11 protein-coding genes are annotated in these 12,185 nt (G+C 59.5%); 9 read left to right on the top strand and 2 right to left on the bottom strand.

Annotation, left to right across the window (positions count from 1 at the left end):
• Positions 1-35: 35 nt before the first annotated feature.
• Positions 36-554, bottom strand: coding sequence for a hypothetical protein (locus LPJGGPFB_RS33205; RefSeq protein ID WP_234903022.1), 519 nt, complete (start codon positions 552-554; stop codon positions 36-38).
• A gap of 95 nt (positions 555-649) precedes the next feature.
• Between LPJGGPFB_RS33205 and LPJGGPFB_RS23940 the strand changes: the two genes are divergently transcribed.
• The 6 genes from LPJGGPFB_RS23940 (at position 650) to LPJGGPFB_RS23915 (ending at position 9,022) form a co-directional block, all read left to right on the top strand.
• Positions 650-937 carry a hypothetical protein gene (locus LPJGGPFB_RS23940; protein WP_173422471.1) on the top strand — a complete coding sequence of 96 codons (288 nt, stop codon included), beginning with the start codon at positions 650-652 and terminating at the stop codon, positions 935-937.
• Positions 938-1,113: 176 nt separating this feature from the next.
• Positions 1,114-5,082: a PAS domain-containing protein gene (locus LPJGGPFB_RS23935; protein WP_173422470.1), complete on the top strand. Its 3,969-nt coding sequence runs from the start codon at positions 1,114-1,116 to the stop codon at positions 5,080-5,082.
• Positions 5,083-5,843: 761 nt separating this feature from the next.
• The gene (locus LPJGGPFB_RS23930) at positions 5,844-6,719 is read left to right on the top strand and encodes an SDR family oxidoreductase (RefSeq protein ID WP_173422469.1); all 876 of its coding nucleotides are present in this window, start codon (positions 5,844-5,846) and stop codon (positions 6,717-6,719) included.
• A 46-nt stretch (positions 6,720-6,765) separates the two neighbouring features.
• On the top strand, positions 6,766-7,935 hold the full coding sequence (locus tag LPJGGPFB_RS23925) for a zinc-dependent alcohol dehydrogenase (RefSeq protein ID WP_173422468.1): 1,170 nt from the start codon (positions 6,766-6,768) through the stop codon (positions 7,933-7,935).
• A gap of 17 nt (positions 7,936-7,952) precedes the next feature.
• Complete coding sequence (locus tag LPJGGPFB_RS23920) at positions 7,953-8,444, top strand: hypothetical protein (RefSeq protein WP_173422467.1); 492 nt, start codon at positions 7,953-7,955, stop codon at positions 8,442-8,444.
• Positions 8,441-9,022, top strand: coding sequence for a cysteine hydrolase family protein (locus LPJGGPFB_RS23915; RefSeq protein ID WP_173422466.1), 582 nt, complete (start codon positions 8,441-8,443; stop codon positions 9,020-9,022). Before LPJGGPFB_RS23920 ends, LPJGGPFB_RS23915 begins: the two co-directional genes overlap by 4 nt.
• Before the next feature lie 151 nt (positions 9,023-9,173).
• Here LPJGGPFB_RS23915 and LPJGGPFB_RS23910 read toward each other — a convergent pair whose 3' ends face one another.
• Positions 9,174-9,353, bottom strand: a complete 180-nt coding sequence (locus LPJGGPFB_RS23910; protein WP_173422465.1) for a hypothetical protein — start codon at positions 9,351-9,353, stop codon at positions 9,174-9,176.
• Between the two features lie 802 nt (positions 9,354-10,155).
• On the opposite strand from LPJGGPFB_RS23910, the gene LPJGGPFB_RS23905 reads away from it, so the two are divergent.
• Genes LPJGGPFB_RS23905 through LPJGGPFB_RS23895 form a run of 3 tightly spaced genes read left to right on the top strand, consistent with a single transcriptional unit; the run spans position 10,156 to position 12,183 of the window.
• Entirely contained in the window at positions 10,156-10,797 is a 642-nt protein-coding gene (locus LPJGGPFB_RS23905) for a nutrient deprivation-induced protein (protein WP_234903020.1), read from the top strand.
• Positions 10,790-11,206: a phage holin family protein gene (locus LPJGGPFB_RS23900; RefSeq protein WP_173422464.1), complete on the top strand. Its 417-nt coding sequence runs from the start codon at positions 10,790-10,792 to the stop codon at positions 11,204-11,206. Before LPJGGPFB_RS23905 ends, LPJGGPFB_RS23900 begins: the two co-directional genes overlap by 8 nt.
• Positions 11,206-12,183, top strand: a complete 978-nt coding sequence (locus tag LPJGGPFB_RS23895) for a DUF3618 domain-containing protein (protein WP_173422463.1) — start codon at positions 11,206-11,208, stop codon at positions 12,181-12,183. The genes LPJGGPFB_RS23900 and LPJGGPFB_RS23895 overlap by 1 nt, the downstream gene beginning before the upstream one ends.
• Positions 12,184-12,185 lie beyond the last annotated feature (2 nt).

The raw sequence follows: 12,185 nt of genomic DNA, 5'->3' as shown, positions 1-12,185 counted from the left end.
GGGCCACGGTTCCCGATTGGTGTACGCCACGTCACTCATGCCGGATCGAAGGCGCCGTTGAACCGCGGATCGGCACAATATCGAAGCTCCTGGTCAAATGCTTGCCGCTGTCGTTGACTTAGCAGGATCAGCCTGTCTTCCGGCAGACGCATGATTTCATCGGCATTGATGAGGTCGTGCGCCGAGATGTTATCGATGATGTGTTTTTGCCCTCGCTCCAGGACCGGGTGATGTATTGCGCGTGGGTCTTGCCGCGCGTGCAGCCCGCTCGGCGGTTTCGATGTCACCGACGCCAAAGACCTGAAGGACGGCGGCATGCGACAGGAGAGTTTCCGATCGGCGACCATAGGTGGCGCGCAGCTCGTGGGTGTCCTGGAGGACCGGCCAGAGCTGGACGCCTGGCTGGTTATAAGGCCCATGGCGCGCGCGATCGGGGCGAGATGGCCGAGAGCGGCGGACGTGCCGAGAAGGTAGAGCACGGGCCAGGTAGGGGTGACCGGGTCGCGCGCCATGTCAGTGAGGATTTGGATGATCAGCACCGTTCCCGCAAGCAATGCCGAGCGTGTCCAGAACCTTGTCTATCTGTCATCATCGAGCCGATTGAAATCAATAATTCGGTTGATGGCAAAGCCGTCCGCTGGCGCGGGGCATGACCGTAACCATTGAGGTCAAGTCCGGCCATCGTCGCATTCTCGAATACCTGTTCTCGCCGCTGGCCGCCGTCGCGCCCGGAGCAACGAAGGAAGATGACGGATACTGCCGGCGCTCGGGGGAAAAAGGCTGGAAACCCCGCAACTCTCCGTCCCGAGCGGCGGTGGCTGCGACCGTGGGCGGTCAGGGGGTTCGTGTCTGGAACTCAGCCATGCGTGCCTCGCCCAATGGAAATAACAACGTTTTGGCCTCGGCCAGCCGTTGGATTATCCGGGGTATGTCCTAAATGTCGTGAGGATCAAAGGGTGGAGCATTTGTATGCCGAAATGGCCGGATGGCTCAGGTACTGCCGGAAATCTATTGGACGACTTTGACTGGGAGTCGACCTCTCTCGGGACCGTCGAGACTTGGTCGCCGCGAATACTAGGGCAGGTCCAAATGGTCCTTCGGTCACGGCAACCGATGTATATCGCTCTAGGTCCGGATCTACGTATCATCTACAACGATGCCTACCACCCAATCATTGGAAATCGGCACCCGGAAGCCTTCGGCGCTCCGATGCGCGAAGTTTTCTCGGACATCTGGACGGAACTCGACCAGCTTTTCGCCGATGTCCTGTCCGGAACCCCACAGGTCGTCGAGAGCACGAGAATTTCGACACGATGGCGAGAAGAAAGTCCCTCGGGGTGGTTCAGTTTCAGCCTCGTGCCGGTAACCGATGATGCTGGCGGGGTCTGCGGCTTCACCGCCTCGATATTTGAAACCACCGCAGTCCATGAAGCGCAACAACGATTGCTTGAGAGTGAGGAGCGACAGGCCTTTCTTTTAAAACTCAGCGATGCGTTGAGGCCGTTGAATGATCCAGCCGACGTCCAGCGGACGGCATGCGAGGTGCTCGGGGAGCACCTTAAAGCGGACAGAGTGGTCTACGCTATCGTTCGTGCCGATGACGTCCAGGTCGACATTTCCGAGAACTATACCGCGACTGGGGTCGCGCCACTCACTGGCCGCCTCAGGATGTCCGATTTCGGGGAGAGATTGCTCGCCCGACTGCGCTTAGGGCTGCCGCTCGTGGTGGCAGATATTCATACCTCGGACATTCTGAACGAACACGAGCGGTCGTCCTATGGAGCGATCGGAGTTGCCGCGATCGTGGGAAGCCCGCTCGTCAAGCAGGGCCGCGTGGTCGCTCATCTGAATGTCCACCAGAATATGCCGCGCGACTGGACGAAGGCAGAGGTCGAGCTGATCACTGCGACCGCCGAACGCACATGGGATGCTGTCGAACGCGCCCGCGCCGACACCGCGCTGCGCCAAAGCGAGGCGAAGTATCGTTCGCTGTTTGACAACATGGCCGAGGGGTTGACTGTGTGTGCGGTCATTCGCGATGACGCTGGGCGCGTGGAGGACCTGGTTTACCTGGACGGTAACGATGCCGTCGAACGGCAGACAGGTGTCGGTCGCGAGGGCTTCGTCGGCCGCCGATTGTCCAAAGTTTCGGAAAAGCGCGACTTCGAGCGCTGGATGCCGCTCCACACCAGTGTGGCGGACACAGGAACGCCCGTGATCGGCGAGCATTACATAGAATCCACCGGACGATGGTTCGAATTCAGCATCTATCGGAGCGGCGAGGACGAGCTCTCCATTTTCGTTCGCGACACGTCGGACAGAAAACGGGCCGAGGCTGTGCTCCGTGAGAGCCAGGAGCGGCAAGCGTTCCTGCTGACACTCAGCGATAGCTTGAGAACCACCGAGGATCCCGTCGACGCGATGTCAATCGCGGCGGAGCTGTTTGCCAAGCATATCGGCGTGGCTGTTGCGCACTATCTTCTATTCAACCCTGATCAGGAAAGTTTTGATGTCGTCGCAGGATACAGCGACGGGCAAATGCCAGACCGGTTTGCCCGTCAGCCTGGCAGGATATCCGACCACGGCCCGGAACGGAGAGAGCTGTTTCGACGGGGAGAGCCCGTCTTCTTCGATGATCACGACAACCGGCCGCCCGCTGATGCGAATGCGTCTCGTGCCCTCGGAACGAGGTCAGGCTCGTTCGTGCCTCTTCTTCGCGAAGGGCGTCTGTTAGCGGGGTTTTCCACCGCGCACCCCGAACCGCGGCGTTGGACAGACGCGGAGAAGGAACTGCAGCGCGACGTCGCCGAGCGCACGTGGGCCGCCGTCGAGCGTGCTCGTGCCGAAATCGCTCTTCGCAAGAGCGAGCAGTATTTCCGGGCGCTTGTCACTGCAGGAACATATTCCGTCTATCGGATGAGTCCGGACTGGAAGTTCATGTTCCAGCTTGACGGCGGCACGCTTACCGACACGTCCGAGCCTATAGAGAATTGGGTCGACAAATACATCCCCGTTGAAGATCGTGACGTCGTGGTCGCCGCCATCGATGTTGCTATCCGCACCAGGTCCGTTTTTGAACTCGAGCATCGTGTCTGGGTGGCGAACGGCAGCATAGGGTGGGTCGTGTCGCGCGCGGTCCCTTTATTGGATGCCAACGGCGAGATTATCGAGTGGTTCGGAGCGCGCACGGTTGTCACAGAACGCCGGGAAGCTCTGGAGAAACTTCGCCAAAGCGAGCATGACTACCGGGCCTCGCTGGAACAGCAGGTACGGAAGCGGACCGAGCAACTCCAGGCCAGTCGCGACCACCTTAAGGCAATCCTGGACTGTTCACAGGACATGATCCAGGTTTTTAATGCCGTCCGAGATCCATCGGGTGAGATTGTCGATTTCCATTGGGTGTTGAACAACCACACGTCCGAGAGGCTCTATGGCCCAATACTGGGACAAAGCCTGCTGCAGCGTAATCCCGGCGTTGTCGTTGAAGGCATCTTCGAGGCGTTCAAGCGGGTGACCGAGACCGGGGTCCCGGAGCAGGCCGAACACCATTATGTCCATGAGCAATTCGACGGGTGGTTTTATCAGTCCGTCGTAAAGCTCGGTGACGGTATTGCGACCACCACCAAGGAAATCAGCCATTGGAAGGAGGCGCAGGCGAAAGTCGCCCGTCTCGAACGCCAGGTCGTCGATGCCAAACTCCGGGAGAGTGAAGCCAGGTCGCAGGGTCTCATCGAAGGACTCGCGCAAGCCTTTTGGGAAGCGGACGCCGATGGGAGGGTCGTTGCCGACAGTCCGTCATGGCGAAGCTATACCGGGCAGTCGTTTGACGAATGGAAAGACCATGGTTGGCTCGACGCCATCCACCCCGGTGACCGCCAATATGCCGAACGACAATGGCGGGACGCCGTATCGGTGCGGCGGATGGTCAATGCGGAGTTCCGGTTGCGACACGCAGCCACGAATAGCTGGCGCTGGACCAACATCCGCGCGGTTCCGCTTCTGGGAGACGACGGCGCGGTGGAGAAATGGGTCGGGATGAACCTCGACATCCATGACCGCAAGATTGCCGAAGACGCGGTCCGCGAGAGCGAGGAGCGTCTTAAGAGTGCGACGGAGGTCGGGCGCCTCGGATTGTGGGACTGGAACGTCGAGACGGGCGAGGTCCACTGGTCCGACGAACATTATAGAATGGAGGGCTATGTTCCCGGGGAGGTCACGCCGAGCTATCAGGCTTGGTTTGACCGCGTTCATCCGGCGGACCGCGCGGAGACCGAAGGGTGCCTTCGTCGGGCGATGGATAGACGCCAGGAGTACGTGCACGAGTTCCGGGTGGTCCATCCCGACGGTTCTGTTCACTGGTTGTACGGCCGCGGTCGCTTCTACTATGCCAACGGCGGTCCTGCGGTCCGAATGATCGGGGCAATGATGGACGTCACCGAGCGGCGGGAATGGGAAGATCGCCAGGCCGTCCTGGTTGCAGAGCTCCAGCATCGGACGCGCAACCTGATGAGCGTTGTCCGCTCAGTGGCGGACATGACGGCTCGGTCGAGTTCGAACCTTGCGGATTTCCAGGAAAGGTTCAGAGATCGAGTGGATGCGCTCGCGCGAGTGCAGGGTCTGCTCTCCAGGCTGAACGAACATGACCGCGTCGATTTCGATGATTTGATCCGCTCCGAACTGAGCGCGATGCACGCACAATCAGGTCGCGCGACACTATCCGGGCCAAGAGGCGTTCGGCTGCGCTCGTCGACCGTCCAGACACTCGCGATGGCGCTTCATGAACTTGCGACCAACGCCGTCAAATATGGCGCGTTGGGGCAGGACAACGCACACCTCAGCGTGACGTGGTCCTTTGAGGCAGCTGTCATTGGCGACAATCCGATGCTGCATATCGACTGGCACGAGAGTGGGGTTGCGATGTCACCATCGGATAGCCCCCGCGGTGGCGGGCAGGGTAGGCAGCTTATCGAGCGAGCTCTACCTTATCAGTTGAACGCGCTGGTTAATTATGAACTGGGGCAGGATGGCATTCGTTGCACGATCGCGCTCCCAGTGTCGGAGACATCCAACCTGGAGACGTGACGTGTTCGGATCCTTGAATCGCAACGTACCTCGTCGGCAAAGACGAATGTATGGATGTCACCGTCTCGCAAATGTCCTTGTTTTCGGCGTGCAGTTGGCCTGAGGCTTCCGTTTAAAGCGCTCTCGTCACGACGTGTGTCGCTACGGCGACCAGGAGACCCGCCAGTGCGACGGCGGTTCCAAATCTCGCCACCTTCATCCGGCGCCAACGAGCGCCATTCCAGTCGTAGCCCATGGATTCTCCGTCGCTAGAAAGAACCGCAATCCGGAGATCTGGATTGCGGGTCTGTGTTGCCGGGGGCACAGGGTACGGAGGCAACTGATACGAACGTGCAGCCGACACATTAAGTCGACATTGCCAATGGGCCGCGCCTTTTCGGCCCTCAAATCTACCTGAAACAATGAGATCGACCTGAACAAGATCCGATGCATTGACGCGGCTTGCCTTGCGGCTACGGCCACGCCAACCCCGCCGGCGCTCCCAAATCCCGAGCTTCTCCAGGCGCACGTTTCTTCCTCGTCATTCGATCTCGCTCCAGCTAGCACAGGAAGCTGTCGCTCCTGCGGAGTTACTTCGCCCCCCAAAAGCTTCGATGCGCGCCAGACGGGAACAGTTGCCGAAGCGACGAGTTCTTCTTCCGGGCGGTCTAAACCATTCGCGCCCACCGCAGCGAACCTTGCTTGCCGACGACCGCCAAGACATGACCGGCGGCAGCAAAGGCATTTCGGTAATTCCCGAAGAATAAACAAAGGAATACTCCATGCAAGACCCGACAAACAAGTTCCCAAAGCCTCCATTCGAGGAACAGGTCCAGCCGTTCCCGGGCCTCGCCGCCGAGATGAAGCCCAGACCCGACCACGGGGAGATTTCCTATAAGGGCTCCGGACGTTTGGCAGGTCGCAAGGCTCTGATCACAGGCGGCGATTCAGGGATGGGCCGCGCCGCTGCCATTGCCTACGCTCGAGAAGGCGCGGACGTCGCGATCAACTATCTGCCGGACGAAGAGCCGGACGCAAGGCAAGTCATCGCTCTCATCGAGGAGGAGGGGCGCAAAGGCATCGCGCTTCCTGGTGACCTGCGCGACGAAGCGTTTTGCGAAAAGCTTGTCGAAGATGCCGTCAAGGCACTCGGTGGGCTCGATATCCTCGTCAACAATGCCGGCCGACAGCAACAGGTTGGCTCGATTTCGGAGCTCACGAGCGAAGCTTTCGACGCAACGATGAAAACCAACATCTATGCGATGTTCTGGCTTACCAAGGCGGCGGTCAAACACCTCCAACCGGGTTCGGTGATCATCCAGACGACTTCAGTTCAGGCCTACGATCCTTCCGAAAACCTGGTCGACTATGCGATCACGAAGGCCGCAGGATTGAGCTTCACCAAGTCCATGGCCAAGCAGTTGGGACCAAAAGGCATCCGCGTTAACGGCGTTGCGCCGGGGCCCGTCTGGACGCCGTTGCAGGTGTGCGGTGGCCAGACGATGGAAAAACTGGTTGAGTTCGGGGGTGACACGCCTCTAGGTCGACCGGGGCATCCCGCAGAACTGGCCTCGATTTATGTCCAGCTTGCGGACAACGACGCGAGCTTCGCGACCGGACAGATTTACGGGGCAGCAGGGGGTGGCGGTCATCCGTGACGCGCAACGACACCATGCCCGCCCCGCCCCTTGAAAGGATCGACACATGAAAGCCCTGGCCTGGCACGGAAAGCATGACATCCGTTGCGACAGCGTACCCGATCCTCGCATCGAGGACGCCCGGGACGCGATCATCAAAGTCACCGCCTGCGCGATTTGCGGGTCGGACCTGCACCTGTACAACGGCATAATGCCGGATATGCACAGCGGCGATATCATGGGTCACGAAACCATGGGCGAAGTCGTCGAGGTCGGCAAGGACAACAAGAAGCTGAGGGTGGGCGACAGGGTCGTCGTGCCGTTCACCATCGCTTGCGGCGAATGCTTCTTCTGCACGCGCGGCTTCTTTTCGGGTTGCGAGCGCTCCAATCCGAAGCCGGAAAAGGTCACAAAGATGTGGGGAAATTCTCCCGCTGGCCTTTTGGGTTATACGCACCTGCTTGGAGGTTTCAGCGGCGGGCAGGCGGAATACCTTCGCGTACCCTACGCCGATGTCGGGCCGATCAAGGTCCCGGACGGCTTGAGCGATGAGCAGGTGCTGTTTTTGTCGGACATCTTCCCGACCGGGTATATGGCGGCTGATTTCTGCAACATCCAGCCAGGCGACACCATCGCCATCTGGGGCTGCGGGCCGGTCGGCCAGATGGCGATCAAGTCGGCCTTCATACTCGGGGCCGAGCGCGTCATCGCCATCGACACGGTACCCGAACGGCTCGCTCTGGCCGAAGCATCAGGCGCCATTACACTCGATTACATGGATAAGGACATCTATGACCGGATCATGGAACTGACCAACGGCCGCGGTGCGGACGCCTGCATCGACGCGGTCGGGACCGAGTCCGATCCCGCAGCCAGCTGGGATGCCCGCATTGACCGGATCAAGGTGGCAACGTTCATGGGCACGGATCGTCCGCATGTTGTGCGCCAGGCGATCCATTGTTGCCGCAACTTCGGCACGGTCTCCATCGTCGGGGTTTACGGCGGCTTCCTCGACAAGATCCCGATGGGGTCGGCAATCAACCGTGGCCTTACATTCAAGATGGCCCAGACACCCGTCCAGCATTACCTGCCGATCCTGATGGAGCGCATCCAGAAGGGCGAAATCGACCCATCCTTCGTTATTACCCATACTGGATCCCTCAAAGACGGTCCGGGTCTCTACAAGACGTTCCTCGAAAAGAAGGATGGCTGCGTCAAGGTCGTCCTGAAACCCTAAGAACGGGAGGCAGATCAATGGGCAACAGACCGAGTGACCCGGCCGTCACCCCCGAAGCGTCGTCTGAGATAGGCCTGGAGCTCGCAAGGGTTGCAGCCGCGGAAGGGTATGATCTGATCATTGTGACCGATGAGCCCGCCAATGAACCGGTAGCCCACCAACTTAGGTCCAGCGGCATTGCGGTCCACGCGATGCAATGCGCGGCAGAGTATGCCAAGGTCATTGCCGATAAGGGCCAACCCTTGGATAACCTGCCTGCAAACGCCGGCAGAGGGCGTGGAAGGGCCTTTCTCGATCAGGACCTCTGGAAGGTGCCGACAGCCGGTTTGGATACCGGTGCCCCGCGGCGTCCGGGCGAAGTGGTCTATGGCGTCAGCTGCGATCAGATCAACCACTTCCTGGAAGGCAGTCCATATGATCCCGTGGCTGCACAGCGCATATTCGCAGCTTACGCGGCGAGGGAACATGAGTGCGCGCTCCCTGCTTCCGGCGCCGGTTCGACGCTATGAATGGGGCGACCAACTGGCGGCATATCTGCGTGGACATGCAACGCATGTTCGCGGAAGACACGCCGTGGCACGTCCCATGGATGGATGGGGTAAAGGATCAGGTCGTCGAGGTCTCCAGCCGGCACGCCGCGAAAACGATCTTCACGCGCTTCATTCCTCCTTTGCGAGCCGAAGACGTGGATGGTGCCTGGAAGCCTTACTATGAGAAATGGTGGATGATGACGCGGGAGCATTTGCCCGAAAACCTGGTCGATATCCTTCCCGAGCTCCGCCAGCTTGTTCCGCCCGCTCGCATCTTCGACAAGCCTCGCTATTCTCCCTGGCTGGACGGAGGTTTGAATGCAACCCTTCGAGAAGATGGGGTAACGTCGCTGGTTATCTCGGGAGGGGAAACGGACGTCTGCGTGTTGGCGACCATGCTGGGTGCGATCGACCTTGGCTACCACACCGTGGTGCTCGATGACGCGATATGCGGCAGCGCGGATGAAACTCATGAGGCGGCATTGAAGATCTTTGGTGGCCGCTTTTCCGTGCAGCTTGAGCTGGTGTCGACAGAAGCTTTTCTAACAAGGACCTGAAGATTATTTAGCGCCGGTCACGCCAGAGCGAAGCAGGAAAACAGGTCGTCCAATCGCGGGCGTTGGCCGTGAGCAAACACACACGATGGCGCGGTAGCGGCCACTCCAAGCGTGCCCTGGCGTGACCAAACTCATCTTGCGCCTCCCTTGCCTAGGAAGAGCTTTCCGCCTCTAACTTGGGAAGGTACACGGTTCCCTGGCCACCCTTGTCGCTCAGAATTTCGGCTCCAACGACCAGGTAAATGGCTATCGCCGCTACCGATAGAAGCATGACTGCGATCGGCAGCCCGGTTGCCGGGTCGCTCTCTGGTTGCTCATGGATTTTGTACATAACGATATCTCCCATGGTGACCGATAATCGGGGAAGGACACCAGAGCCGCTCGCAGGGACGATCGCACGGCTCTGGGCCGGTACCGCCCATGTTTCTTCTCGGGTCTTCATTTGGCATGGGCTCAGGAAGAAATTAGCGTAGCGCGACGGCGTAACAATCGACTTCAGACCTTTGCCAAGACGAGTCAGACTGAAGTCCCATTAGGGAACTTCACCACACATGGCGAGTTCGTTAGCCCCGCTATCGCGCGCAAGCCTGTCGGCGCGCGTGGCAAAAAGCGTCATTTTTGCAAGCGCCTGCCCACCGTTGATCCGGTCAAGCCTGCACGATGTGACGGGAGGGTTTTCAGCCGGCTGGATGTGGCACATGGTCTGTATCGCGGCTGCAGCCGTCCTGGTCATCCGCCTCGGGCCGAAAGGCTGTGCAGATCGATGCGGAGCGCGCGCGGCTCCGCCGTGGTGTATTGGTCGTAAGAACAACATCTCCGGAGGCGGCGACCAAATCGGGAGCCGCTACCGTTCGCGATAACCGGCTCTGGCAGCGGTGCCGCCGCCGCCCGGTCCCGCTCATTTTGGTCGGCGCATTGAAATCGACGACACTTCCCCGGAGTTTTATGCCGGCGGCCTATTCACGACCCGCAGCAAACCAAATCCGTTCGCCGGATTTAGTCAGCACTGCGGCGGATTACGAGTAAGTAGTGTGGCCCGGACCGGAAGGTATCTGCCTCGATCCCCCGGGGCGTTCGAGCCAAAAAGCGAAGTGGCACGGCCACCACAGTGCTGGCGGAACAAAGGCAATCCCTTGCAGTTGGAAATCAAAGTGCAGCGGTTGCTGCTCGAAATTCCATGGGAGGAATCCATGCCAGACCCGACCAACCAGATCCAAACCCGCGTCGTGCCGGTTGGCGAAGACACGACTGTGGAAAGCACTGCACACGCACAAAATCCAACCAGCCTCGGTGACCTGAAGGCACGCGTGAGTGAAGACCTGATTTCTGCTTCGGATGCCGTGAAGGACGGTGCGAACGTTGCGCTCGACAAGGTGCAGGAGACCATTTCCGAGCACACGACGTTTGCGGCCCGTCAAGCGGGAGCAATTGCAAGCGCCTTGAAGAAGGTGGGTGAGGAAATGGAAAGCACCGATCAGCCCGAAATTGGTCGCTATGCAAGTCAGATCGGCAAGGGCGTGGAAGCGGCGGCACGAAAAATGGAAGGGCGAAACCTCAGCGAAATTGCCGGGATGGCGGAGGACTTTGGGCGCAAGCAGCCGGTCGCGTTTCTGGGGTTGGCTGCGCTGGCGGGAGTGGCAGCGAGCAGGTTTCTTGCAGCTTCCGCAAGGCGCGCACCCAATCGCGATGTCAGGGGAACGGATGACAATGACAATGATAAAACGACGCCTGCTGGCCTGAGCCAGACCGCTGCAGGAGGAAAACACAATGGCTAAGGCAACCGATCAGATTCCACTGTCCGAACTTGTGGGTGGGCTTGTTTCAGATGTCTCCGGCCTCCTGAGAAAAGAGATAGATCTCGCAAAGACCGAGGCTTCTGAAAAAGTCGCTGGCGCTCTAAGCGGAGTTGAGGTTCTCGTTATTGGGCTGATTTTTGCCATCGGTGCCGTAGCGGTCCTGCTAGGCGCCTTGGTCGGAGGGCTGGCGGCCGTGCTGGTCAGCAACGGAATGGCAGACGTGACTGCCAATGCCATGTCGGGCCTGGTCGTAGGTCTCGTGGTTGGACTGATTGCATGGGCTCTCGTTTCCAAAGGTCTCGCTACATTGCGGGGCGCCAATCTTAAGCTTGACCGCACAACCGCATCGCTTCGTCGCGATGTTGACGTCGTTAAGGAGAAAATGTGATGGATAAATCGTCAGAAAGAACCTCCGCCGACCTTCAGCAAGAAATCGCGGCGGATCGTCAGCGGATCGAAGAACGTCTTGGGGCGATCCAGGAACGTATGTCTCCGGGACAGCTCGTTGACGAGGTGATTGCATACGCGAAGGGTAGTGGCGGTGCCGAGTATCTTGGAAATCTTGGCAGTGCCATGAAGACAAATCCAGTGCCCGTCGCCTTAATGGGTGTGAGCCTTGCTTGGCTGATCGCCCAGCAAGGCTCAGCTACGACGTCGAATGCCCCCGTGGTTGATGAGGACCCTCTTTATGCTGCCTATGGCTCCGTGCGCCGGGTCGGCCCGCCTGAAAAGGTTGGTGAGGAACACTACAGTCATTTTGCCGACGATGCGGGGCGACGGTTTCGAGCTCTGACCGACGCCAGCGGCCGGCGTGCCGGCAACTTTCTTGATGCCGGAGGCAAGGCATATCGAGGGTTCGTGGATGCGACCGGTCAACAGATCTCCCAAATCACAGATGAGGCCGGTGCGGTTCTGGACGCTTCAACCGGGTGGGCGGCTACGACTTGGAGCAGGGTTAAGGACACCGCGGATGACGTTGCCCAAAGGGCGTCGAATGCGGCAAACACTGTAGTCGGTTCGTCTTCAACGGCGGCGTCGAACCTCAAGGAGCACTCAGATCGCCTGAACGACGCTATTCTCGCGCACTTTCGCGACCAGCCGCTTGTGGGAGGGGCGCTTGCATTCGCTGTTGGTGCCGCAATTGGTGCCGCTCTTCCGCATACGGATGTGGAGGACGAACTCCTGGGCGATACGGCTGATACGGTAAAATCCAACGTCGCACAGCAATCCTCCGACCTGTTGGATGAAGGCAGGGAGGTGGCATCGGATATCTACAGCAGTGCCGTTAGCGTCGCCTCAGACGTGCACGATGCCACAAGGGATCGCCTGATCGAGGAAATTGAACAGCGTAACCCGAACGGGTAGGC

This window comes from Ensifer adhaerens (genome assembly GCF_013283195.1).
GTDB lineage: Bacteria > Pseudomonadota > Alphaproteobacteria > Rhizobiales > Rhizobiaceae > Ensifer > Ensifer adhaerens_G.
This window is presented reverse-complemented; position numbering and strand designations above follow the sequence as displayed.

Excerpts from the sequence above, each read along its gene's own strand:
- LPJGGPFB_RS23935 (WP_173422470.1), top strand. The coding sequence starts at position 1,114 with ATGTATATCGCTCTAGGTCCGGATCTACGTATCATCTACAACGATGCC.
- LPJGGPFB_RS23900 (WP_173422464.1), top strand. The coding sequence starts at position 10,790 with ATGGCTAAGGCAACCGATCAGATTCCACTGTCCGAACTTGTGGGTGGG.
- LPJGGPFB_RS23895 (WP_173422463.1), top strand. The coding sequence starts at position 11,206 with ATGGATAAATCGTCAGAAAGAACCTCCGCCGACCTTCAGCAAGAAATC.
- LPJGGPFB_RS23920 (WP_173422467.1), top strand. The coding sequence starts at position 7,953 with ATGGGCAACAGACCGAGTGACCCGGCCGTCACCCCCGAAGCGTCGTCT.
- LPJGGPFB_RS23910 (WP_173422465.1), bottom strand. The coding sequence starts at position 9,353 with ATGTACAAAATCCATGAGCAACCAGAGAGCGACCCGGCAACCGGGCTG.
- LPJGGPFB_RS23930 (WP_173422469.1), top strand. The coding sequence starts at position 5,844 with ATGCAAGACCCGACAAACAAGTTCCCAAAGCCTCCATTCGAGGAACAG.
- LPJGGPFB_RS23915 (WP_173422466.1), top strand. The coding sequence starts at position 8,441 with ATGAATGGGGCGACCAACTGGCGGCATATCTGCGTGGACATGCAACGC.
- LPJGGPFB_RS23925 (WP_173422468.1), top strand. The coding sequence starts at position 6,766 with ATGAAAGCCCTGGCCTGGCACGGAAAGCATGACATCCGTTGCGACAGC.
- LPJGGPFB_RS23940 (WP_173422471.1), top strand. The coding sequence starts at position 650 with ATGACCGTAACCATTGAGGTCAAGTCCGGCCATCGTCGCATTCTCGAA.